Below are 23853 nucleotides of genomic sequence, written 5' to 3' on the forward strand. Positions count from 1 at the left end.
CCCCAAGAAAAAAACAATATTATCAATTGCATGCTGTTAGTGTTCCCAGACTCAAAGATACGGATTAAAGGTGAATGACTAGCCTTTAAGCCATATCCTTTGCGCATCTACCAACCGTTAATCGTCACCGACTAAAGTGCGTTTATAACATCGTGGCTATTTTGTCTGATAATCTGAAATTACTGCTATTTTCCGTGCTTTTTGTCCTCACTACTTGGATAGGCGTCACTGTGGACAACACGTTGTTTAATGGATTTGAAGTTGTATTTACGGCAGTTAGCGTGGGGTTTTTCGTTGGCTTTTGTTTGTATCAACGAAAAGACCCACTCAAGTTTTACACAAGGTTTGATGATGACAGGCGCTTTTTTAGAAGACAAAAACCGCACTTGCACGCTTGCGTGTCCCTTATTTTCGTAGGATCTCTTTCTCTCTATTCACCGACAAGTGAGCCATTTGAAGTCATTGTCCCCATAGAAGAGAAGCGTACGAGTGCATTCAGTAGAGGGCAATCGTACATATTACACTTAAAACATGAATCGTTTGGCACGCTCAGAATGGTGGTGCCAAAATCAATATGGGCAGCACATGATCAAGGCGATTTGATGCTGCTAGAAGTTCAAGAAACAGCTTTTGGTCAGCATCTTGTTACCCATTATGTGCCTTTAAATGATGTACGCTGATGAATCAGTGATGCTTATCCTCTGCAATCTCCATAAACCACGAAATCACTTTATCAACGCGCTTTGGTTGGCTGCAGGTATTCAATTTGATGATGTAAATATGATTGAAAACTGGATCAGAAACGGCTGATTGTATTTTGCACTCTTCCAATCGACCACTATCAATATATTGCTGCACACAATGACGGGGGAAAACGGACACTCCCAGCCCCCCTAACGCCATTAAAATAGCCCCTTCGATGCTATTGATTCGCCCCGCAAAATGCACAGATAAGTCGCTGACCGAGTGAAGACTAGGAAAGAAATGGCGACGCCAAAAATTAAAGTACACATCCATGCCGGGATATTCGATGTAATTGTATTCAAGAATATTGTCTTCATTAACTTCAGACACACCACAATTGGGCGCTGCCACCATGATGTATTCTTCCTGACAAAAGCTAAAATACTCTAGCCGAGGGTGATCCACTTTCTCTGTGACAAAGCCAAAATCAACCTGACTCATTAAGACTTTGTCGAAAACCTGACTGTTATGGATCAGTGTTAAATCGATCTCCAGTTTTGGGTAATCCAACCGCCGTTCAAGCAGCATCGAAAAGTGTGGCGACAACAAGCAAGATGGTGGCATGGCATAGCCGACGACGCCTTCGATTTGGCTAAAGTCACTTTGCACTTCGAGTGAAAAATCACTATTGAGGTCTTCAATATTTTTTATGTGCAGTAGGAGCTTCTTACCCGCATCCGTCATTATTGGGCACTTAGGGGTTCGGATAAACAGCTCATAACCCACTTGCTCTTCCAAGCTGCGGATGTGCTTGCTGATGTTTGCCTGTGTCATTGCCGCCATTTCAGCTGCATCATTAAAACTGCGAGATTCTGCCACCGCTTTAAATGCGCGAAAAAGCCGTGGGTCTAAATGCATCATTTTCTCTTCCTTCATATGCTTTCATATAAGAGCGCCACTGAGCATTTTGTGTGCCTCGATATACATCTAGCAATACAAAGAAGCTATATCACATCGACACCAAGCAACACCTCACCTGAGTGTAGTATTTACTCAATACACTCAGTGTCGCTAAAGAGATACATTTTCTAAATTTCGGTGCAGCCTGAAAGCGAATTGGTACCTTTGTAATCGATCCTTGTAATGAATCTTTGTATGGATTTGGCTTAGTAAGTCGGCACTCAGGGGTTATAGGGGTTATAACAAATCGGATTTGCTTTCCAACTCGCATGCTAACAATACTTGGACGTGCGTTTTTTGGATAAAACACGGAAATTAAATATGAAAACAAACCTCATCACACCGAATGGTATCCGTGTTTGGCAAGGCTATCGACGTCCAGAGTTCATTGATAATACAGAGGGATTCTTAAATAAGTTGGGGCAAATATTCATTCCCATTACCGTACAACTTATGACTCCGATGGGGCTAAGAATGTATTACCCCGCCGTCGTTTCTTCGCCTAACGTCTCTCACACTGTAAAGCTCCCAGATGAAATCGCCTTGGTTGGGTATCCTTCGCAAGAAACTTACCAGGAAGCGAGCCACCAAACCGTTGCAGGCCGAGCCTACTCCTCCCTTCATGAAACCGTTTTTAACTTTACGCCAGGCGATGTCCCGTCCAGTTTTTCCAGTTTCCCCATGGCCTATTCCAACCACACCCAATCTCAGTGGAAAACACCCTACTACTTCTCTGGCGAAGCGATCGATTGGCACGATCTGTATGTCGGCGTGATTGTGTGGACATGGCCAGAAGACGGCAAGTGTGACCCCTATCGAAGCAGCACAACAATTTTAAACGCCTGTGATAAAGCGATATCAAGTAACCATCATCTGTTCGAAGTGATCGCGGTCATGCAGGAAAATTACGGCATTATTTGGTTCGCGTCCGACGTACTGAGTTGGCCAGACACGATTATTCAAGCCCTTACTGATAATCAATGCTCAGTAGTGATGCAGGCATTTCACGACACGACAAATATTTCACCACTATTTAGTGAAGATGATAGCGGTATTCAGGTGTCTGCAGGGCAAGCACTGGATGTACGCCTGTCCTCTTGAGTGCAGTCCTTTGAGTGAGTATTCAAGCTAAAAAAGTGCGCTGCTAAATGCTCTGTTCTTCTTAAGGGCTCTGCTCTTCTTAAGGGCTGCACCCGCTAATCACCGTTCCACAATAGGTATCTCCACCAAGAGGAAAAGGAGTGAATCATGAAAGCAAGTACGCTGATAGAGGTTAAGGTAAAGCCCGACAACACACTAGAGTTGACCCCGTTACCGCAAGTTAAGATTGCGTCTCAGGATCAAACCGTGACTGCAAGTACCAGTGTCGACATTAACGAGTGTTCGTATTCCATTTTTTCGTTGCAGAATCCAAGCGTTCTCATTGTCAGCAAAACATTTGACGCAAAGTCACAATCCTACTTTTCGCATCAAATCTCTATCCCATGCGAATACCCCATTGATACTTTACATAGCTTTTATTTTGGCGGGCAACCTTGGTTGCTCTCGTATCACCAAAATTCTGACTATGTTCAGTTTTACCGTTTTGATGGCAAAACGATCACGCCCGTTACCGCCATACGTATAGGAAAAGGCTTCACGACAGTGCAGCCACTCTACTACCGAAACGATGTCTTCTTTGTTGCCTACAACAAAACGTCGGGCGACGTGGTGAAGTTCCAAATTGTCGCCCCAGCCTACTCGCCGCTCTATGCGCAACAAGTATGGTCCGCTACATGGGCTCAAGGCTGGACTCGGTTTGCTTTTTTCCGTCTTGGCGCTGAAAACTTCTTTATCAAAACCAACGAGAAGTACCTCAAAGTCAACATCGACCACTTTATGGACAGCATAGAGTTGGGCTCACATCCGGTATTGAACGAAGCTGCGTCCCCTACCATGCTAGCTCAGTCTGACGTTCAAACCTTTTATGATGCAAACCAAAACCCATTTTTCTTCACGTATCAGCCAGATGGTGTCATGACATTCAATCGCTTTGACGGTAATTGCGAAGACTGGAAGTTGGCGCTATCAACCCAGCAGGCTGAGGACGTTACGCTAATACACAACGTTCAGCTCAGCAGCCGAACGTTGATCCTGCTACTCCAAAACTGAACCATCCATAAACTCCAATAGGGAGATAACACAGTGAACCGTTTTGACGACATCGACATAAGCTCCCCCCAATTGCTCGCGACAACAACCCACTCGCTGCCCCTGCCGGTCATTGACTGGCATACCATTAGCCATGAAGCGCCTGTGCCACTCTCTATTGAAGATGGCAAACTCCCACACGCCGACTTTATCTTGATGACTTGGACATCCGCAGAGTGGTCAGCGCTGGATCACGTCATGCTGAACAGCGCTAAACCGCGCTATCCGGAAGACATTGATTGGCGAAACAACTGGCATAGCTACACGGATAGTCAAGAAATTACACCGTATTGCGAAAACCCTGAGATCGACCCTCTTTTTTATTTCCAATTGGTAGGGATTGGCAGCACAAACGGTCACCAACAACGCGTGCTGTTGGTTAAATCTCAGGTTCATCTCGCCCACCCTCCTTGGATTTCAGGTTTGGAGGCTGCCATCGGCATACTGCTGAAAAATGTGGGCGCAAAGTACATTCTTTCGACTGGTACCGCTGGCGGGGGAGCCATCACAGACATGCTGGGCGCAGCAATTGTGACCAACAAAGCCCATATCCTGTTGGCGAAACCAGAAAATGAAGATTGCGGTTACAACCACCAAACTTTCACATGCAATAGCTGGTTTCCCTCAGAGAGTTTGTACCAAGCAACGCAGAATGCTTTGATGTTTTCAATGGACAAAGTGTGGAACGATTCGACCATCAACGAAGCGATCAACGAGCTGAATCAATCTTCTCAAAACGATCAAACTGCTGAGACCAAACCCTACACATATGATGATTTGATCAATGCACCGCTTAATCCGGAAAACCTTCAGCAAGCACAGATAAAGGTATGTAAAGACCAAGCGTTGTTGACCACTGACTTTTATTTCATTGAAGGGAAAGAGCCGAGCAAACCCTATTGTTTTTTGGAAATGGATGACGCAGTGATAGCGCACCAAGCTGAGCAAGCAGGCATCAGTTATGCGTTTATTCGAAATGTTTCTGATCCTATCGTTGTGACCCACACGGCTTCAGGCCTACCAATATCGGATGTTGTTCGTGGTAATTGGTCTGGCATCATTTATAAGCGCTGTGGCTTTTACAGCAGTTTTAACAGCGTGATGATGAGTTGGGCCGCGATTGCCGGTGAACAAACCAATATACTCAAACAACCTGAAAATGCAGGATTCAGCGAGGTTTACTGACGTAACGCAAACGACGTTTAACCCAAAGGATTAAACGTCGTTTGATAACTCGACATTCGGATTAGGGGTACTTAGTTAGTTTGCCCGCAATTTTACTCGCTTTTCCTGATAACAAGCAGTGCTCCGAATTTCCTTTTATTGGATCTTTCACCACCTTTGCACCGACCCCGTTTAACCCCGCCACGGTTGAAACACAATATTGGCTATATCCGCCAATACCCGTCAGGTAATTGGAGTAGACGCTTTTATTGCTCGTATTTGTCGTGCAGTTAACACTCAAACCAGAGATGGTATCGCCATCGCTAGATACATGAACACCACTCCCGTTTTTAAACGCTGTTGCTGAACATTGCCCAGCCCGAATCACCAATCCCGTTTTCAAGGACGGATTCGCACCGAGCACCATATTTTCAACGTCACTTTCCTGTTTGATACAACCCGAAACCACCAGGGCAAAAACAGGTGCGACAAAAATGAGTAGATTTGAAGTACAAGAACGTTTCATATCAGCCTCCCATCACGCTAGCGGACGAGTGTTTTGCTTCATGGTTTAGTCGCTTTAGTTCCGCGAACCCTTCCACCGCTTTGCTCAATTGTGGTTTGCTACTAGGGTCCAAACTAAAACTCAATTCGCAACAAGGACATGAGAATGCAGTGCCTGACAACAACATGCTGACATCAAAGGAGATGCTAGTGCGGCAATCAGGGCAAGGTAATTGGCTTTTCATCGATGATGCTCCTATGAAGAAAAAGCCCGGCTGACAAAAGAGCGTAATACTCGGTCCGGAGGTCAGCCGGGGGATAAAATCACACAGTGAATTCAATTAAATAAAGACGAGATTACGACGATTTTTCTGCTGGTTTTGCTGAACCCAGCGTGATAGGACTGATACTATTGGTGAATGCTTGAATTATGGTTGTGACGCCTTGAGGCAGCGAAAGCTGTCCTGCATGAACGCTCACTGTGTATTTTGCGTTGTTGCTCTTTTGGTAGGATGACTTTTGGGCAGAAGCAGACTGACTGTCATGACTGATGCTGCCTTTCACTTCCACAGACCACCATCCCTCACCCAGTTTGGCGGAGAAACTGCCTTGTTCACTGGTTTTACTGGACGTTGATTGAGACGATTCGTCTGAGTAGCTCGATTTCACTTCCATCTCAAAATCGACCTGCACATTATCGACACCTAAAGAGTTAAGCGGAACAATTGTCAAAAGAGGCACATCGAATTGGGTAGTGACTTCTGTTACGTTAACTTCCGGCGGTTCTCCCTCTTTCGCTTCACCTTCGGAGATCACTCCTCGAGTAATTTGCATTGTCACCATAATGGGTTCAAGCGAGTCATTACCTTTGCCATCGGTATCGGATTTCTTATTGAAACAAGTGTCCAACATGAACTTGGTTTGGGTTACGGCCATCATGCTATTGGCTTGTGCCGCGGCATTGAGTGGGCCACCGATTAATGAACGCATTGGCAATCCTGCGAATTGCTGCGCCATGGAGACTAGTGCTGGTCCTGTGCTGACGTCTGGCATGATATTTCTCCTGATTGATGATATTTACAAAATGAAGCCCTTCCCCATTTAACCGGGGATCTGCGCTCTTAGTGCTCTTTCATAGCCTTCAATTAATTTCTTCAGGCCTTCAGGCGGCTCATCGGCGTTAATGGTAATTTCCAACTCAGCCGTGGGACTTTTATTCTCTCCCGATTTAAATAAACCACCTTTGTTATTTCCAGAGAATGAAACATCAAGCCCATTATCTTCATTCACATTCACTTCCAAATTCGTTTTAAATTTCACCTCACTCACTCGAGGGCTAGCCAAAGGAACAAGAGTGAGCAAGGGAACATCGACACTAATTGTCTGAATGCCATCAGATGTTTCTGTCGGATATTCGATGGTGACATATTTAGGGCGATAGACATTTTTATTATTACTTTCAGAGCCTTCAATATCACCAACCCTTCCTGAATCCTCGCTTGGTACCGCGTCAAAGAAACGATTCATCAACTCTTGGTTTTCGTTTTGTAGAGCCTGATTGGCTTTAGTCACGCTCAGATGAACGGCTGAAACCAAAGAGTTTAAATTAATCATGATTGTTCCTTTATGTAATTCGACACTGTTAGTTTTGAATTTAAATCTAATTAACACAAATCGGATTTGGAATGGCGGGTATAACAGGTTAGAAACTCAACGGTAAGGCGATGAAATATAGAATGATACCCAAGCACATCTCTAAAAATTATCATTGGTCAGCATGAGAAATAAACAGCAAGAGAATACGTTTTGGAACATGCCGAAACACATCCGAGAAACAGCGTATAACAACATTAAACCGCACTCAGCTTGAACTATATTTAGCGTATGGCGTCTGGCAATTTTGGTTGGATAATAATAATGATAGTTGCCATGTGAGATCAGAACAGCTCTAGTCGTAGCATCTAGGTTGGATTCACATATAAATATGTGACTGGAATCTGTTTTTTATAATACCCCGCACAAATTGCGCACTATAAACTAAACTATACCCAAGAGGCGCAGACCCGCTTTGTCATTGATTTATTACATAAATATATTTATTTCCAGCCAATAGAAAGCCACTTAGTGGTGGGTGGGCAGAGCAAGATAATGCTTGTAATAGAACACAGTCACGCATCAAGTGAAAATATAAAAGGAGAATACAGTTGAGCATTCGGTTTAAACTCACACTCTTGTTATCGTTTTTATTTATAACTGCAATAGCAAACTCCGCATTTATTTTCAGGTTAGAAAATCTTGGAGAGGAAAAATTAAACTGGGTTGTACACACTCACGATGTGCTGGATCAAACACACGACCTGCTGAGCGCAATGAAAGATGTGGAAACTGGCCAGCGTGGTTACCTTCTCACGTCTAATCTCTCTTATTTGGAGCCGTATCATAACGGAATATCACAGGTAAAAGAAAACCTAGAGTCACTCAAATCGCTAACGACAAGTAACCCTGAACAACAGAAAATTTTGGATCTTGTTTCAAAAGATATCTCCTCAAAATTCAAAGAGATGGAACAGACCATCAAGTTGGCACAGAGCAATGAAAAAGACAAAGCTATTGCTCTTGTCAATCAGGATATTGGTAAACAATACATGGACAACATTCGTCGCAATCTCCATGAGTTCACCAAAACAGAGCAAATCTTTCTAGAGCAAAGAAAAGGTGACTTCAGAGAGAACAGAGCACAGATAACAACATTGGTCACAGTAGAAATATCATTTTTTGTCGGCCTTGCCATATTTACCCTCTTGTTTCTACAGCGTAACTTCTTCGTACCTTTACAGTTACTCGTTGCCAGCACTCAACTTGTTGAAAGAGGCAAACGCCTAGAGGTGAAAAACATTGTTGAAAATAACGAAATGGGCCACCTGCTCACAACTTTCTTTAGCATGAGCGAAAAGGTACATCACAGAGAAAAAACGCTTGAATACAAAGCGCACCATGACGAGTTAACTGGCTTAAAAAATCGTTTGTCTATCTATGATGAACTCGACTCATCCATTGGCGATGCAAAAAGATATGGAGATAAACTGGCCGTTCTCTTCTTAGATCTGAACCTATTCAAACACATCAACGATACATTGGGTCACGATGTCGGTGATGAAGTGCTAAAAATAACCGCAGACCGACTAAACGATTCAGTGCGCTCAAGCGATTCGGTATTCCGTCTCGGTGGCGATGAGTTTGTTGTGATCGTTCGAAATATCAAAAGTGCCAAAGATGCCGAAGGCGTTATCCAAAATATCCTCAGTGCATTTGAACCCCCAGCAATGATTAACGGTAACGCAATAGATATATCAACCAGCATTGGTGTAGCCGTTTCTCCTGACAACACAACAGATAGTGATGAATTGGTTAAGTACGCTGATGTCGCCATGTACGCAGCAAAACAAGACAAAAGCACACATTTCAAATCATTTCGTGAAGACATGCTGAACAAAAAGGACGATGTTGCCTAGCGTCGCCACCTCCGATGTCACTTTCTTCAATCGGTGTGACATCAGGCTGCGTTGAACTCCTGATCGACAAAGCCCCCTCGTTCGGGGGTTATGCCCAAACGACTTGAAGATGTGAGATATTGGTTGTCTGGGTATGTCGCTTTGGCCTGGTCAAACCGTATGCCAGTCTATTAACAGGTCAACAAACTTGAGAGAAGGTATATGCCATCTCAAAATACTGACACGTTGCATTTTTTTCATCTCATACTGTAAATGAATATGATATTTCAACTATCACTGACTCGCAGTGGGGATAATTCCGCCTAGAATCATTTTTTCAGACAATAAGATACAGAAAACCCTTCATTTATGAGTGGTTTTTGTCTTATTGGCGGCCAATGGTGTCTTTAATGAGAAAATGCATTTACACACATAACATTTCCTTTCTCGCCAGTATCGATAAGTCGTAAACTCAGAAATAAATGGCAAAAACAACCCGTTAATTATCATGCAATAAATTAGGAACCCATCATTCCAGTCATGTGGGATTCCGATACTCAAGGATTAGAGGCACTGCTATGAGGCTATTAAATCAAGTTCTTACTGCCGCTATCACCTTGTTCATTTTTCTCTTTTCTCTTCACATTTCCGCAAAAACCTTCTATCAATTTGAACCAGCAACAGAAGAAGAAAAACAGGCTAGGATACTCTTTGAGCCACTCGTGAAAGACATGATCGAGTTACTCAACAGCGAAGTGCCGATAAAACAAGATGTCACCATTGTCATTGGTGGTGATGATGGCCCACTGTTTGACCCTCAAGAAAACAAGATTTACTTCCCCTATTCATTCTTTTTCTTCATTTCTGATACCTTCGAAAACGAAGAGCTCGCAATCGAGGAAACCACTTTCGACGAAACGGTAATGAACATATTCGTGCATGTCTTGCTCCACGAATATGCTCATGCATACTTCGCAAATTGGGATGTCCCCCTGTTGGGGAAAGAAGAAGATGCTGCAGACGTATTCGCAACACTTTTCATGCTTAATGTCTTTGACGACCCTGACATGGCATATATTGCTGTCGATTTTTACGCATTGTTAGACACAAAAACAGAGACGATAGCGGATCTCGACCTTTGGGGTGAGCACAGCTTGGATTATCAACGATACACCCAGTCACTCTGTCTGATTTACGGTAGCGATCCAGAGAAGTACACCTTCATTATGGATAAAGAACTAAAAGGCATTGAACGCGATACATTCTGTATCGAAGAGTTTCACCTCAAAAATTACAATCTCGGCAAAATCATTCTCAGCAATCAGTGAAGTCTCACCTAAGAGCTGACGCTCTTTGTGTATTCCTCTCAAAGTAAAGGAGGCGAACCCTATGCCTAGTTATTTAGCGAACAAGTGGTGTTTATTTGTTTGTTTATTGTCTCTTCTTTCTTTTTTTCCTTTATTCGCATTCAGCGAAGAATCCACTGTTCCGCCTTCTGAATCGCATCCAATCATCACTGAAATTGAAACCCTACAACAGCAACTACTTGATACACTAGATGCAGAAGAAGCACTGGCAGGTGAGGAACAGATAAAAAAGTATTTAGACGCGAATGCGGTCAATGAAAAACTAAGAGATGCAATTGAGAAAGCAATCACTTTAGAGCTAGCAGACAAACAGATTTTGCTTGATGCAATCGCCTTCCAGCAAGCAGATTCAGCAGACGCTTTTGCCGAAGCGCCCTCACTCCTCAACGAAATTGCAGACGACCTTTACGCCGCAGAAAGCCAAGATAAGCTTTCTTTTCTCGGCGAGTACAACGAAATTTTGACCTTATTCGATAGTATTTTTGTCGACACATCGGAAAATATCATCTGGTTACAACGACTCGGTGAAGACACAGCTCAAGAAACATTGGCGTTCAATCAAGTTTTGCTAAAACGTTTAAATAGCATTACAACAACGCTTAAATTTCTTGAACAGGAAAGAAGAATCTATGACGTAAAATTCGATGTCGCACCAGACAAAGAAAAGAGCTTAATCGAAGTCGAGAAAGTGATCTTGACGTATCGAGTAGAAATGCTCGCAAAAAGCCTCAATAAAATAATTAAGGTGGCAGACAAACAACACATCGACACCACCGCGTTTCGCGTTTTTCACTTCGAAACCACAAGAGAAATCACCAAAGAGCTTTTCTCTATCTCTGTAATCAAAGTCATCTTCCAGCACTCACTCGACGCGATCTCAGAGTTTTTTACCGAACACCTAGCCAAACTTTTCATTCAAATATTAATAATCGTCTTCATCGTCGTTCTAACGTACTACTTGTCACTGATTGCTAAACGATCCATGACAAAGTTGGTTGCCTCAGACAACATCGACATACCTCAACTGATGAAAGATTTCCTCGTATCGATGACCGGAAGACTTATCTTCCTGATTGGTTTTGTCGTGGCATTGTCTCAATTAGGAATAGATTTTCTGCCCATTCTCACAGGGTTTGGTATTGCGGGCGTGATTGTAGGGTTTGCATTACAAGATACACTGTCTAACTTCGCTTCAGGCATGATGTTATTGATTTATCGCCCCTTCGATGTCGGTGATTTTGTCTCTGCGGGAGGTGTTGAAGGGAAAGTGGGCCACATGAGTTTGGTAAATACGACTATCCGCACATTTGACAACCAAATCATCATTATTCCCAACAACAGCATCTGGGGAAACGTCATCAAGAACATGACACATGAACGTGTTAGACGTGTCGACATGACATTCAATGCAGGCTATGGCGACTCATCTGCTTTCGTTAAGCAAACCCTACAAGACATTGTGGACAATCACCCATCAATACTCCGGTCACCTAAGGCCATCATCAAACTAGAAAAGCTCGGCGCATCTTCTGTCGAATTCATTGTCAGACCATGGGTAAAAACCGATGACTACTGGGATGTTCTTTGGGATATCACGTGGGAGGTAAAAGAAGAGTTTGAGAAAAAAGGCATTACTATCCCCTATCCTCAACACGATGTTCACCTTCACAAATCGACAGAGTAGAAAGCGTCGTCAACAAAACTACACAGTAATTTCTCTGACAAACGGGCAGCAAACTGCCCGTTTTGATTTGCACCTCTCGTGCTACCCATTGACTTCATTTTGTGAAGTCATACAGTGCGATCAGTCTTTGTCCAATAAATAGTACAGACCTACACCCTCTGCTTTCGTCAAATAGAATGAGTGGTAAACATAACAAGAATTGTCAGTCACGATTTCCAGCATTTATTTTCGCGTCTTCAGCTTCCCATCTCGCGCAGCGCGGAACTCGTCACATGGAGAAAGGTATGTCCAACGAAAACGAAGGTTCAACAGAAACACATTCAACGTCAGTGAGCACGACAAGCGCATCGTTCAACGAGATCATCGGAACAATTCAACCTGACACCTTAGAAGGAACAGAGGGAAACGATCGCATTCTTGCCTTAGGGGGCAATGACAAGCTCTATGGATACGGAGGAGATGACGAGCTATATGGAGGAAATCGGCGAGATTACCTGTATGGCGGCGACGGCAATGACAAGCTCTATGGCGATGACGAAAACTCCCCCTCCGACGTTTATAACTACGGCGATTCTCTTTACGGCGGCAATGGCAACGATGAGCTGTATGGCTACTATGGCAATGACAGACTCTATGGCGAAGCTGGCGACGATACCCTCTATGGTGGTACAGAAACCGACTACCTGCACGGCGGTGAAGACAACGACACGCTTTATGGTGAAGAAGGAAGCGACGACCTCTATGGAAATGAAGGCGATGACATCCTGCACGGCGGCGGCGGTTATGACGATATGTACGGCGGCGAAGGCGCAGATGAATTACATGGCGGTTCCGATGGCGATTTATTGGAAGGAGGCGACGGCGATGATTCTTTATGGGGTGATGATGGAAATGATTCACTTTTAGGCGAAGCGGGTAATGATCATCTCGATGGAGGCACAGGAAATGACCGCCTCCAAGGTGGAACCGGAAACGATACGCTCTACGGCGGCGACGGTAACGACAGATTGCTTGGCGAAGACGGGAACGATTCACTCTTTGGTGGCAATGGCACTGATAGGCTCTATGGCGGCAAAGGAAATGACAGTCTTGATGGGCAAGGCGGGGATAACGTGCTTTTTGGTGACCAAGGCAATGATATTCTCTATGCGAGCAAAGGCACGAACATATTGATTGGAGGCTCTGGCGACGATCTCGCTTATGGCTCGTCAGGTCAAGATACCATCAGCGAAACTGAACTCGCCATCGGTGGTGGCGGTAATGACATCATCTCAACAAACTCAGAATCGGCAGACATTGGGATTGGTGGCACGGGTAATGACTGGCTTGAAGGTCATGGCAATGACCAACTTCGCGGCGGCAGTGGCGACGATGTCCTGATCAGCTTGGGAGGTGACGACACACTGCGCGGCGGCGCTGGTAACGATGTCTTACAAGCAGATGGCTCCGTTGGGGGCAACTCCCGCCTTTATGGTGGTACAGGCAATGATTACCTTTCAGGAAACAGCGGTGATCAGCTTATGTTTGGTGGCAGCGGCGCCGATACGTTTCATTTCGGCCATTCTCTCTTTCGCGCCGACCAAACAACCACAACGCAAACCCCTGTCATCGGCGATGATCGAATTGTCGATTTTGAGCTAGGTGTCGATACCATCAGCATTCATACCCGCCTAGCGCAAAGTATGGATGATCTTGCCATTGAGCAATATGGCGCCACAACACGCATTACCCTGAGTGACGGTTCAACCATCACCCTAAACAATACCGACGCCACTGACCTTAGTGCTTCTGCATTCGCCTTTACAGCCACTGCGACTTACAGCGATCTGCTCGCGGGTTGGCAAACTCACTTGGAAGAAAACTGGCACTACGCCACCGCAAACAAACAAGATATTTCATTGGGTCATAGCCAAGGGGAAAAGCTGTTCGGTAACCATCAGGACAATCGTTTATCGAGCGGCACCCATAGTAGCGAATACTTGGATGGGGGCGCAGGCAACGATTATTTAGTGTCCACAGGCGGAAACGACATACTCGTAGGTGGTGAAGGAAATGATGCCTTTGTCATCTCAGAAAGGTTCGGCATCGAAAAATATGGCGATTCGCATGACACACAAATTACGCAAGTCGAAGATTATTCTGCTGGCGTAGACACGCTAACGATCAACTTCTATTCGTTTGACCGAAAAGGCATCGATCTGTCTACCATCACGCCTGAGCAAGTCGGCTCTTCGACTGTGTTTACATTTAGTGATTATTTCCAGGTCGTACTGAAAAACACCGATATTTCCTCTATCTCAAACGAGCAAATCTCTTTCGGCATAATCGGCAATTCCGGGAGCGAGGAGATTTTAGGAAACGATGCAGCTAACGAAATAGAGGCGCGCGATGGCCAGGACACGATTCATGGCTACGGTGGTGATGACATTATCGATGGCGGACGTGGAAATGACACGGTTTTTGGTGGTGCAGGTAACGACCAAATATGGGGCAACTCAGGCAGCGATAAGCTCTATGGTGGCGATGGCGATGACAAGATCTACGATACCGGAGGTGGCTACAACGAACTCGACGGTGGTGCAGGTAACGACCTTCTTGTGACAAAACAAGGAAATCACACCCTAACAGGAGGAGATGGTGAAGATACGTTTGAAATTGGAGCCTACAACTACGCTGACCAAAACATCATTTACGACGCCACCATCACTGACTTTCAAGCAGGTAGCGACACCATCAATATGACGCACGTGCTAGACAATACCACGCTTTCCAGATACCTGGATGACGAAGGCATTTTCCGAGCAAGTAGTTTTCTCGAGCAAGTGGGTGATGAGGTCTTACTAGACGCTTCGCAGAACGTGACAGTGACCCTCGAGAACATCGACCTGGCGGATATTTCTGGTGACCAATTCAACTTTTCACTCGTCGGACGAAACAGCGCCAATCACATCATCGGTTGGGATGGTAACGACACACTCATGGGCCGTAGCGGCAATGATACGTTGGAAGGAGGCAAGGGCAATGATTGGCTTCAAGGCGACGCTGGCGAAGATACGCTCACTGGCGGTGAAGGTGCCGATACTTTCGTGGTGAGTGACGAACGAGCCAACTACACCAGCGGCGTAGAAACCGACATCATCACCGATTTCGTCATCGGCGAAGACAAAATCGCGTTTGATGATTACTTCCACAAACAAATGGACTTCAATGACTTCATCATCACCCAACAAGGAGGTGACACTCTGGTGCAGATGTTCCGCGAATACACCGTTTGGGACGAATTAGTAACAGCTGACCACGTCAACGTGCTTCTCAAAGGGATAGACGCCACTGACGTTAGTGCCAATGACTTTGAATTCTTTTACTCAGCCTGATCGTCTCTCTAATATGACAACAATCCCCTGCTATAGGGGATTGGAGTTATATCGCCATCCATTTTAGAGAACACTGAATGTTAAAACCCGATAAATGAGACACGCCCTTTTAGCGTATGGCATACGCTTAGTATAACGCCCGCAGCTTTGGACTTTTAGGTGTTAGCCTTTCAACCAAAACCACATTCGAAACCGCAATCGAAACAACACGGTCGTGAGACCACGAAACCTGCGATAATCGCAGGGAGTCACTCTTCGCGTTCACTTTCTTATCAAACACAAGATATTCGCCCCCTAACGCCGAAACAACGCCCTATCATTAGAAGCAGGTCACTACCGAATTCGCCCAGAACGTCTGCGGCATCACCTCGTTTTTTGGGTCAGGGGAACACTAAGTATGACTATGAACACCAAGCTGATCAGATAGCTCAGACCACTCATCAAATGGCACCCATCTGCAAGCCAAGCGACAGCCATACCCACTACCCGACTGAACCAAGGCGTCGTCAAATGTCTGTAGGGTCATTAACGTCTGGTGGTATTGAAATTCCCCCAACAACAAAAAACTTCTATGAGTCTCGTATGGGGAAAGACCTAAGCAGCGTGAAAATTCATCGTGACCACACGTCAGATCTCACCACTCGCGCCTTGGGCGCACAGGCCTTTGCGATTGAAAACCACATTTGGCTAGGCTCGCGAGTGAATACTCAGCCGAATGTCACCCTTGCCCACGAACTTTCTCACGTACTGCAATGGCAAGCTGGCGCTCCGCCAACCCTTCGAGCGGATATTTTCGACAAATCACTCACACAGCAACTCTTACCGTCCGACTTTGAAGGGCTGAACGTCGATACTGTCGAGCGATTGGTAGAGGCACTGGTTGTGTACATAGAGAACTTTCCAGAGGGCTCGGTCGATCGCGATGCATTACAAGAAAACCTAAACACGGCATCAGAAGCATTGGCAAGAATGACGACCTCAGAGCCCGAGCCAGAACCCACACCACAAGAGCGCAGAGCGAGAAGAAGACGACTAGAAACACCGAACCCTGAAACCATGCGGCGAGATATTCAGCGCATCATGGATTTGGTTCAGGAAACACACGTGAGCGATACAGAGGAAACCGTCATTCTGATGACGATTGAACGCTATGCCACATCGCGTTATCGATTCGAATTGTTTCTCCGTGCCCTAGACAATCGTCACTACTTTGCCGGTGCGTTTGGTGGCTACAAGTTTCGCAGTGGTATTACCGCCGTGATCCATGAGCTTGAAGGTTCTCGAGGACGACGCTTTCGTTATCTTCTTCGTAACCGTACCCGAAACTATCGCGATTTCGAGGCTCCCGAGGAATTAACCTTCGGACAAAGCTTCTGGACAGATTTGTCCGAAGGTCAAATTCGCGATCAGATTTTCGCCTACTTCCATGGAATGGGACAGGCCGGTGTCGCGATGGCTGAATCCATGATTAATCTTGTGAGAGACCCTGTCGGCTTTATTCGTGGCATTGGTGAATTGCCTCAAACCATTGCGTCATTCTGGCGGAATCGACGTCAGATCTTAAACACCTTTATGGCTGCTTCACCGGAAGAACAAGCAAGGTACATCGGACGGCTGTTTGGTGAGGCTGAAATTTTCATCGCTACAATGGGAGCAGGCGGAGCCGCTGCCCCTGCAAGAGCATCGAGCGTATTAGCCCCTCTCCCTGCACGTGCTGTAGTAGCCTCAGGCCGAGGCGCAGCCGCAATGAGTGGAGGCGGAGCCATAGCGTTAGATCTGGGTCGATTAGGGCCATTCGCTCAACAAAGTGCACAAATGGCCGCACACTCAGCACAACTTGGCAGCGGTAATCGTGCAGCGCGAGAAGTGGCAGAGGAAGCTGGATCGTCATCCAGTACATCAGGATCATCATCAACACGCAGAAGAAGAACCACTGAGCCAGAAACACCGCCCGAACTCACCCGTGATGAGGCAAGGCGTCTTGAAATATTGGAAGAATTTGCCGACGCGCAGTCTGGTCATCGTCGCCCCGACGTTGTACCTGAAGGCACGAATGCAGTAGGTCCCGGTCGAACAACGATCCCGAGAACTGCAGTACGAGGTGATGCCAATCTGCTTGCTAGAAATCTAGAGCGGACAATGGGAACTAGGCCACCTGGGCATCATGCCCACCACATAATCCCGAAGAGAATGCAGCAAGCACAACCAGCAAGGGACATTCTAGAACGGTTTAATATTAGTATTAACTCTGAGAGAAACGGTGTTTGGCTTTCCGATGTATTTGAAACGCGCAATATCAATACAGGACAAATTCATTCAAAAATTCACACAGCTCGGCATATTCGATGGGTGAATGAACAACTCATTCAAGCCGCTCACGGAGGAAGAGCCGAAGTCTTAGAAACCTTAGCAAGTATCCGAAGTCAGATTCTAAATGGAAATGTACCGCTATAACCTTCCGGTAAGCGGTCAACGCCGAACAAGCGTCAATATGCGACATCACGCCTCCCATCCCCCCTTTCCCCGATAAGCAAAACACTCTCTTCGTCGCATTTTTAGGCATGGAAAGCAGACCGTCAAACTCAGTACGCTAAAACGATAGTTACCGCTAGAGAGATGAGCACATACTTCAATTGAGAGTCTGTTAATGAAGATACTGGGAAGAACAACGTCAAAGACCGGCGTACCAGAAGTGGATAATGAGTGATTTTAGTGAGCTGGAAGGCCGAGAAGACTATTGATTTGTAGTATCACACCACCCCCATCTAGGCATGAATTTAAGACGGAGAGAAAATGGAATTGATTCAATTACAAACCACGGATGACCTATATCAAGATGCCTTAGCGCTCCGTTATGACCTTTTCTTCCGTGAGCCGAAACTACCTCGAAGCATCCTCTTCGATTCGCTCGAAGCGCAAAGCTTTCACTTGGCGATGACGAATGAAGAAGGTTTACTTGCCTACGGTCGATTAAGTGAAGAGCAACCCCATGCATTTAAAATATCTCAAATGGTGGTTCGCCCTGACATGCAAGGCAAAGGCTTGGGTTCTGCAGTGCTGAATGAGCTCATACAGTTAGCCGCGAAACACAACGCAAAAGAAATCAGTCTCAACGCGCGATTGCATGCGGTGCCGATGTACGAGAAATATGGGTTCGAAACAATTGGGGACACTTTCATCGCAGCCAGTACAGGGGTTCCGCATACAAAAATGCTAAAGCACTGCTAGTTTTCGGCGATACGAATAAACCTTATCCCCAAGTAGCGTAAACCAAGTAACTGAAGATGTGGCGCTGTGTCAAAGAGGAATGAATGGAAATCAGAATACGACAAGCGCAGTTAACAGACGCTAAAGCCATTGCTTTAATACATGTTAACTCATGGAAAACTGCGTTTTCGGGCTTGATGCCTGACGCATATATCCGCGGCTATACAGAAGAAACAAGAACCGATGAATGGCGACACATACTGGAAAGCCAGAAAGAAAACGTCTTCGTTGCAGAAGCAAACAATCAAGTCGTGGGTTTCTTGTCATACAGCCAAAGTAAAACAGACAAGCACACTTTCGGTCTCAGCAAGCTCTACCTTTGTCCCAGCATCTACGGCAAACGCGTCGGTTCTTTGTTGATGGAGACTCTTGAAGACGTGGCGAAAGCCTCAAATATTCAAAACATTACGCTTTACGTCTTGGACAAAAATGACGCGGCAATATCCTTCTACACTAAGCACGGGTTCACCTTTGGTTCGGATTTTCTTTCAGGAGAATTCAATGGTGAAACCATCATTGATGTCCTGATGGAAAAACAACTTTGACCAACGGTTAGCGGCGACGACAAACAATAAAGGAATAACGTAAATGGCAAGACTCATTTTAGTGTGCGGCCCCACCGGAGCAGGGAAAACAACGTACTCAATTGGCCTTTGCAAAGACATCGGTGCCGTGAAGTTTTCGATTGATCCATGGATGCAAACTTTGTTCTCCAAAGATATGACGTCACTGAATTACGCTTGGATGATTGAGCGAGTTAACCGATGCTACGACCAGATTTGGGAAGTCAGTAAACAAATATTGGCGCTAGACGGAAACGTACTGTTGGATTTAGGTTTTACTGCCAAATCGCAAAGAGAGATTTTCGTGAAAAAAGCCCAAGCACTGAATATCGATGCTGAAGTCCATTATTTGGATGCGCCTACAGACGTCCGTAAAACTCGCGTCAATAAACGCAATATGGAAAAAGACCCCGCAGTTTATTCATTTGAAGTGACCGACATGATGTTCAACTTTATGGAACCGAGGTTTGAAGTGCCAGACAGTGAAGAACTCAAGCATGGCCTAACGGTCAATGTGTCATCTCAGTAATTGTCGAATTGCCCATGGGGCTTACTGGCAAAACCGGCCAGAAAGCCCTGATCACTCATTCGGTTTGGGGGGGCTTTATATCGCACCGCGAAAATCGAACAACTCATAATGCGTATTGTTCTTTGGCATTCCTAACGCTTCTAGTCCTTCTTGCATCATTTTTCGCACTTCTGGGTTACCACAAAAGTACAGTTCTGCACGTTCAACGTTCCCGTTTAGATCATCAGCAATTCGATCCGGCGTAATACGCCCCTCTGCCGAGAAGATGACCTTCAGCGACACAGTTGGAAGATTCTCAGTTAACTGCTGCAGTTCCTCAGCAAAAATGGCGGCATCTGCATTTTTCACCAAGTAATACAGCACCACATTTGGACAAGATGTTGAACGAGATAAACTGGTTTCATTAAGCTCTTGGAGCCAGGCGACGAAAGGCGTGATACCTATTCCTGACCCCATCCAAACTTGCGGAGAAGGCTGACGATTCAGTTTGAAGCGCCCATAAGGTAAATCAAGGCGTAACATGTCGCCGTTGCTCAAATGATCGAACAAGGTTTTGGTGTAATCCCCAAGCCCTGCAACCGAAAAACGAGGAATGCCTTGGTGGTCGCTACTCGCGATAGTAAACGGATGCGGTTCACCGCCTATTTTCTGGTGGTGAAGCACCGAGATAAAGGCAAACTGCCCTGCATTCCATGACGGTCGGCCTTGAATGGGTTTGGCTTCAAAGCTCACAACACCGTTTTCTTTTTTAACGTTCTGCACCTTAGCGAGATGATGTTTACTTGTCGACTTGCTGAAAGCGTAATACCACCACGCCACAAACCCCACGATCGACGTGAGATTCATTGCGATGCCTGCTGGAGAGAACAATTGAAAAGGACGTATCGCAAACAGATAGTGAAAAACAGAAATAAAGAACACCAAACCCATCAGGCGATGACTCCATTTCCATAAGTGGTAAGGCAAAATCCGCATGAAACTGATAACCACCAATCCGAGCAATAACCAGGTCGCCCATTCTCCTGTATCAGAGCCAATTTCCATCAAACTTGAATCGTCACGTGGCGCGTTAGACTGCGGCACCAACCACCAATGCATAAAGATAGAGAATACTGCCCACATTCCAGCCCATCGATGGACTTTGTAAACGCGATCTAACCCTCTGAAAATGGTCTCAAGGATCTCCAGCCGGGTCGAAAGCACAAAAGCCAATGCCATTGCTACCAGAGCATTTGCAGCAAAAAACGCCGCCACCCAACGTTGTAAGGTCAACTCTTCGGGCAGCAAGCTTCCTATGAAAACAAAACAGCCCAACACCAATGCAATAGCGGTGATGTTTTTCTTGTTCTCTAGCAGTCGTTTCAACTTTTCATTCATCATTTCAGTCCGCATTCGTCTCTTTGCGCTTCGCTTCGCTTTGCTTCGTGTCACTGAACATGCCTGTCCAAATACCCAAACAAACTAAAAACGCATACTTGATGTGCAGGTTACCCGTTGAAATTGAAGCAACCATATGAAAATAGGCGTATTGAGATGAAATTTGCATGAAGTACAAGAAATGAAACATACCTTAGTTAACGCCAATTTCAACAACACGTACATAGATAATCTCGTTCCTTGTTAATGTTACTGATGATCATATTATTGGCTGAAAAAGGTTGTTATTGTGGGACTGAGACGTAATGATGAAGGCTCTTTCATTCACCCGCATTTCCCATGGCAGTCAGCCAATGAAACAAAATATTGTTCATATTGCGTTAGTCGTTAAAGACTACGACGAGGCGTTAGATTTTTACGTCAACAAGCTGAAGTTTGAAGTTATCGAAGATACTTATCAGCCAGAGCAGGACAAACGTTGGGTTATTGTTGCTCCACCCAATTCACAAGGCGTGGCATTACTACTGGCTAAGGCTTCCAAGCCAGAACAGTTAGATTTCATAGGTAATCAAGCTGGCGGGCGCGTCTTTCTTTTCTTAAACACTGATGACTTTTGGCGGGATTACGAGCGCATGGTGTCTATTGGCATCCATTTCGTTCGACCACCAGCGGAGCAAGACTATGGCACAGTGGCAGTGTTCGAAGATTTATACGGTAACCGTTGGGATTTACTCCAGCTTAATACAGACCATCCAATGTCAAAAAGACTGATGTAGCACGAACATCGACCCATTTTAAGTCACGACGCTATAAACCTGTCAGCAGTCCATTCATTGAGTATTGCTTGTATACCTGTGAGCGCATCTGCCCGAAGATAAAGATTACCCTTGGGATGATCATCACCGCCCTTACGAAAACTATGATTTTGACAACAACCCAGAATTATCTGACGACGAATATGCCAAGATCGATCGTTTTGATTTTGCTGTAAGTCTATTGGTACCCGCTGTAACCTTTGCGTCATCTATTGCCGATGCTGAAAGCCCTAACGAGCAAATCAATTACATGAAGAGTGTATATACTTTTGGCAGTGCTGATGACAATGAGGAAGAGAGAATCGCATTGAACTTTGCCTACAATAACTGGAAAGTTTACAAAAGTAGCCCTGAAACCTATTTAAAACTGCTGTGGTCAAGAGAGAGCAATGCTGATCTTAACCGATTCAAATACTAATGAAGTAAGGTTGATGGTCCGAAAATAATATTGCTTACTAGATTCTGTTATATGGGCGTTCAACATCTTTATGACGCTCCCCCATCTTCCAGAACATCTAATCACCTGCGCAATCCTTCTTGTTTTAAAGATCAATACGGCTGCCCCTAAATCTCACGGAGAAAATGCTTACCCACTGCATTTTTTCTGTGATTGCTCTCTGGTCAGATAGAAAAATGCACCAAGAGACGTTGGGGATTCACCTCGTGCACTGAAGAAAAAATACACACAGTGATGACATAATTCAGAATGAAGGTTATATAATTTACGAAACTTAATGAAGACTAGGTTTTAGATCGCACATGACATTTCAATCACGAATGCAACTAAGAAACTGATGACACGTCAAAATTTAAATGCAATACATTGAAAAATAAATAATTAAATTATAAACACTATTATTTATATGGTTTCTCAAAAATAAACACTCACACTTTATAAAAACCGAAATCAAATGCATGACCCCACAGAAACTCTCGGCTAGAAGCTCATCCCCAACGATGACTGAAAACCGAAGATGGAAATCCAAATATATTTTGGTGTTCCATTTTATAAACTACAATGTAAATTAATACAGAATAACCCCCCTCCATTCAATTAAAATAACAGGTTAGCCATAATGATTAATTCACAAGACATTGTGCATTGTTATTTAGTCAATGAGAGTATCGCTGTCTCATAAAAAATAAAAACGAGATTAAAAAATATTCAATGATACTTTTGATTTAAATAAGTATCACATATCGATTTGGTTCTAATTTAATCGACACTCTTTAATTTCAATATTTATCATCACTAATGCACGGTGAATTTCTAACTTCCAAACAGGCCATTAAATTGACAAAAAGCACAGTCAAAACCTATGCAACAAATTTTCTACTATGCTTATTGTCATTTAATAGCGTTGCTATGGACTCAGTCTCCATGACAATGTTTGGTGAGGTCGACACATATTGCTTTATTGACTTCAGTTCGGGTGGAACTTTAAATATCTCGAACCGAATCAGTAATAGCACACCATTTGAAATAGATTGCAATCAACCACTTACCATTTCAATTTGGTCTTCATCTGGTGGGTTAGTGTTGGATGACAAATTTCAACAACAACCGAATGAGTATTTTTTACACTTATTGGTTTCAAGTATTGGAATAAACAAAACCTTTAGCAGTAAAGACATATCGTCGGTTCAGCGTGTCACAGGAAACAATGACATACCTTTTAATGCCAAAGGTTCAATTCGCATAATCATGGAGGAGGATTTCGTATTCTCTGGAGAATATAAAGACGTCATAACTATTGACGTATCCCCATCAATAAACGGTGGAATTTATTGATATCTCAGTATTGTTAATCCACCACGGTTGCAAACGAAAAGCAGTTAATAGCGTTGCAACATTCTCAAGTGTTCACAGAAATAAATGGTGCT

21 protein-coding genes are annotated in these 23853 nt (G+C 44.7%); 14 read left to right on the forward strand and 7 right to left on the reverse strand.

The window, feature by feature from the left end; all coding sequences use genetic code 11:
• Window positions 1-230: 230 nt before the first annotated feature.
• A complete protein-coding gene (locus LRP50_RS15435) occupies window positions 231-680 on the forward strand; it encodes a hypothetical protein (RefSeq protein WP_274165355.1) in 450 nt (149 codons plus the stop codon).
• A 4-nt stretch (window positions 681-684) separates the two neighbouring features.
• Here LRP50_RS15435 and LRP50_RS15440 read toward each other — a convergent pair whose 3' ends face one another.
• Window positions 685-1605 (reverse strand): LysR family transcriptional regulator, encoded by a 921-nt coding sequence (locus LRP50_RS15440; protein ID WP_274165356.1) that lies wholly within the window; start codon window positions 1603-1605, stop codon window positions 685-687.
• A 360-nt stretch (window positions 1606-1965) separates the two neighbouring features.
• Between LRP50_RS15440 and LRP50_RS15445 the strand changes: the two genes are divergently transcribed.
• The 3 genes from LRP50_RS15445 (at window position 1966) to LRP50_RS15455 (ending at window position 5019) form a co-directional block, all read left to right on the forward strand.
• The gene (locus tag LRP50_RS15445; protein WP_274165357.1) at window positions 1966-2745 is read left to right on the forward strand and encodes a hypothetical protein; all 780 of its coding nucleotides are present in this window, start codon (window positions 1966-1968) and stop codon (window positions 2743-2745) included.
• A 147-nt stretch (window positions 2746-2892) separates the two neighbouring features.
• Window positions 2893-3795, forward strand: coding sequence for a hypothetical protein (locus tag LRP50_RS15450; RefSeq protein WP_274165358.1), 903 nt, complete (start codon window positions 2893-2895; stop codon window positions 3793-3795).
• Window positions 3796-3828: 33 nt separating this feature from the next.
• The gene (locus tag LRP50_RS15455; RefSeq protein WP_274165359.1) at window positions 3829-5019 is read left to right on the forward strand and encodes a hypothetical protein; all 1191 of its coding nucleotides are present in this window, start codon (window positions 3829-3831) and stop codon (window positions 5017-5019) included.
• A 61-nt stretch (window positions 5020-5080) separates the two neighbouring features.
• On the opposite strand, the gene LRP50_RS15460 is transcribed toward LRP50_RS15455, so the two are convergent.
• The 4 genes from LRP50_RS15460 to LRP50_RS15475 form a co-directional block, all read right to left on the reverse strand.
• Window positions 5081-5524 carry a hypothetical protein gene (locus tag LRP50_RS15460; RefSeq protein ID WP_274165360.1) on the reverse strand — a complete coding sequence of 148 codons (444 nt, stop codon included), beginning with the start codon at window positions 5522-5524 and terminating at the stop codon, window positions 5081-5083.
• A gap of 1 nt (window position 5525) precedes the next feature.
• Window positions 5526-5747 carry a hypothetical protein gene (locus tag LRP50_RS15465; protein WP_274165361.1) on the reverse strand — a complete coding sequence of 74 codons (222 nt, stop codon included), beginning with the start codon at window positions 5745-5747 and terminating at the stop codon, window positions 5526-5528.
• A 112-nt stretch (window positions 5748-5859) separates the two neighbouring features.
• On the reverse strand, window positions 5860-6555 hold the full coding sequence (locus LRP50_RS15470) for a DUF2589 domain-containing protein (RefSeq protein WP_274165362.1): 696 nt from the start codon (window positions 6553-6555) through the stop codon (window positions 5860-5862).
• Between the two features lie 48 nt (window positions 6556-6603).
• Window positions 6604-7116, reverse strand: coding sequence for a DUF2589 domain-containing protein (locus LRP50_RS15475; protein WP_274165363.1), 513 nt, complete (start codon window positions 7114-7116; stop codon window positions 6604-6606).
• A gap of 617 nt (window positions 7117-7733) precedes the next feature.
• Between LRP50_RS15475 and LRP50_RS15480 the strand changes: the two genes are divergently transcribed.
• From LRP50_RS15480 to LRP50_RS15515, 8 genes are all read left to right on the forward strand, one after another.
• Entirely contained in the window at window positions 7734-9014 is a 1281-nt protein-coding gene (locus LRP50_RS15480; RefSeq protein ID WP_274165448.1) for a diguanylate cyclase domain-containing protein, read from the forward strand.
• Window positions 9015-9571: 557 nt separating this feature from the next.
• A complete protein-coding gene (locus LRP50_RS15485; RefSeq protein ID WP_274165364.1) occupies window positions 9572-10321 on the forward strand; it encodes a DUF4344 domain-containing metallopeptidase in 750 nt (249 codons plus the stop codon).
• A gap of 61 nt (window positions 10322-10382) precedes the next feature.
• Entirely contained in the window at window positions 10383-12044 is a 1662-nt protein-coding gene (locus tag LRP50_RS15490) for a mechanosensitive ion channel family protein (RefSeq protein ID WP_274165365.1), read from the forward strand.
• A 284-nt stretch (window positions 12045-12328) separates the two neighbouring features.
• Window positions 12329-15418, forward strand: a complete 3090-nt coding sequence (locus LRP50_RS15495) for a calcium-binding protein (protein WP_274165366.1) — start codon at window positions 12329-12331, stop codon at window positions 15416-15418.
• A 510-nt stretch (window positions 15419-15928) separates the two neighbouring features.
• The gene (locus LRP50_RS15500) at window positions 15929-17872 is read left to right on the forward strand and encodes an eCIS core domain-containing protein (protein ID WP_274165367.1); all 1944 of its coding nucleotides are present in this window, start codon (window positions 15929-15931) and stop codon (window positions 17870-17872) included.
• Between the two features lie 339 nt (window positions 17873-18211).
• Window positions 18212-18646: a GNAT family N-acetyltransferase gene (locus tag LRP50_RS15505; RefSeq protein WP_274165368.1), complete on the forward strand. Its 435-nt coding sequence runs from the start codon at window positions 18212-18214 to the stop codon at window positions 18644-18646.
• Window positions 18647-18729: 83 nt separating this feature from the next.
• The gene (locus LRP50_RS15510; RefSeq protein ID WP_274165369.1) at window positions 18730-19230 is read left to right on the forward strand and encodes a GNAT family N-acetyltransferase; all 501 of its coding nucleotides are present in this window, start codon (window positions 18730-18732) and stop codon (window positions 19228-19230) included.
• A 43-nt stretch (window positions 19231-19273) separates the two neighbouring features.
• On the forward strand, window positions 19274-19777 hold the full coding sequence (locus LRP50_RS15515) for a P-loop nucleotide/nucleoside kinase family protein (protein ID WP_274165370.1): 504 nt from the start codon (window positions 19274-19276) through the stop codon (window positions 19775-19777).
• Between the two features lie 75 nt (window positions 19778-19852).
• Here LRP50_RS15515 and LRP50_RS15520 read toward each other — a convergent pair whose 3' ends face one another.
• The gene (locus tag LRP50_RS15520) at window positions 19853-21157 is read right to left on the reverse strand and encodes a ferredoxin reductase family protein (protein ID WP_274165371.1); all 1305 of its coding nucleotides are present in this window, start codon (window positions 21155-21157) and stop codon (window positions 19853-19855) included.
• Between the two features lies 1 nt (window position 21158).
• Complete coding sequence (locus LRP50_RS15525; protein ID WP_274165372.1) at window positions 21159-21323, reverse strand: hypothetical protein; 165 nt, start codon at window positions 21321-21323, stop codon at window positions 21159-21161.
• A gap of 184 nt (window positions 21324-21507) precedes the next feature.
• On the opposite strand from LRP50_RS15525, the gene LRP50_RS15530 reads away from it, so the two are divergent.
• Window positions 21508-21930, forward strand: coding sequence for a VOC family protein (locus LRP50_RS15530; protein WP_274165449.1), 423 nt, complete (start codon window positions 21508-21510; stop codon window positions 21928-21930).
• Between the two features lie 1420 nt (window positions 21931-23350).
• Window positions 23351-23761: a hypothetical protein gene (locus LRP50_RS15535; protein ID WP_274165373.1), complete on the forward strand. Its 411-nt coding sequence runs from the start codon at window positions 23351-23353 to the stop codon at window positions 23759-23761.
• The last annotated feature ends 92 nt before the right edge of the window (window positions 23762-23853 follow it).

The sequence above is a fragment of the Enterovibrio gelatinilyticus genome (assembly GCF_028683095.1).
In the GTDB taxonomy this organism is placed as follows: Bacteria; Pseudomonadota; Gammaproteobacteria; order Enterobacterales; family Vibrionaceae; genus Enterovibrio; species Enterovibrio gelatinilyticus.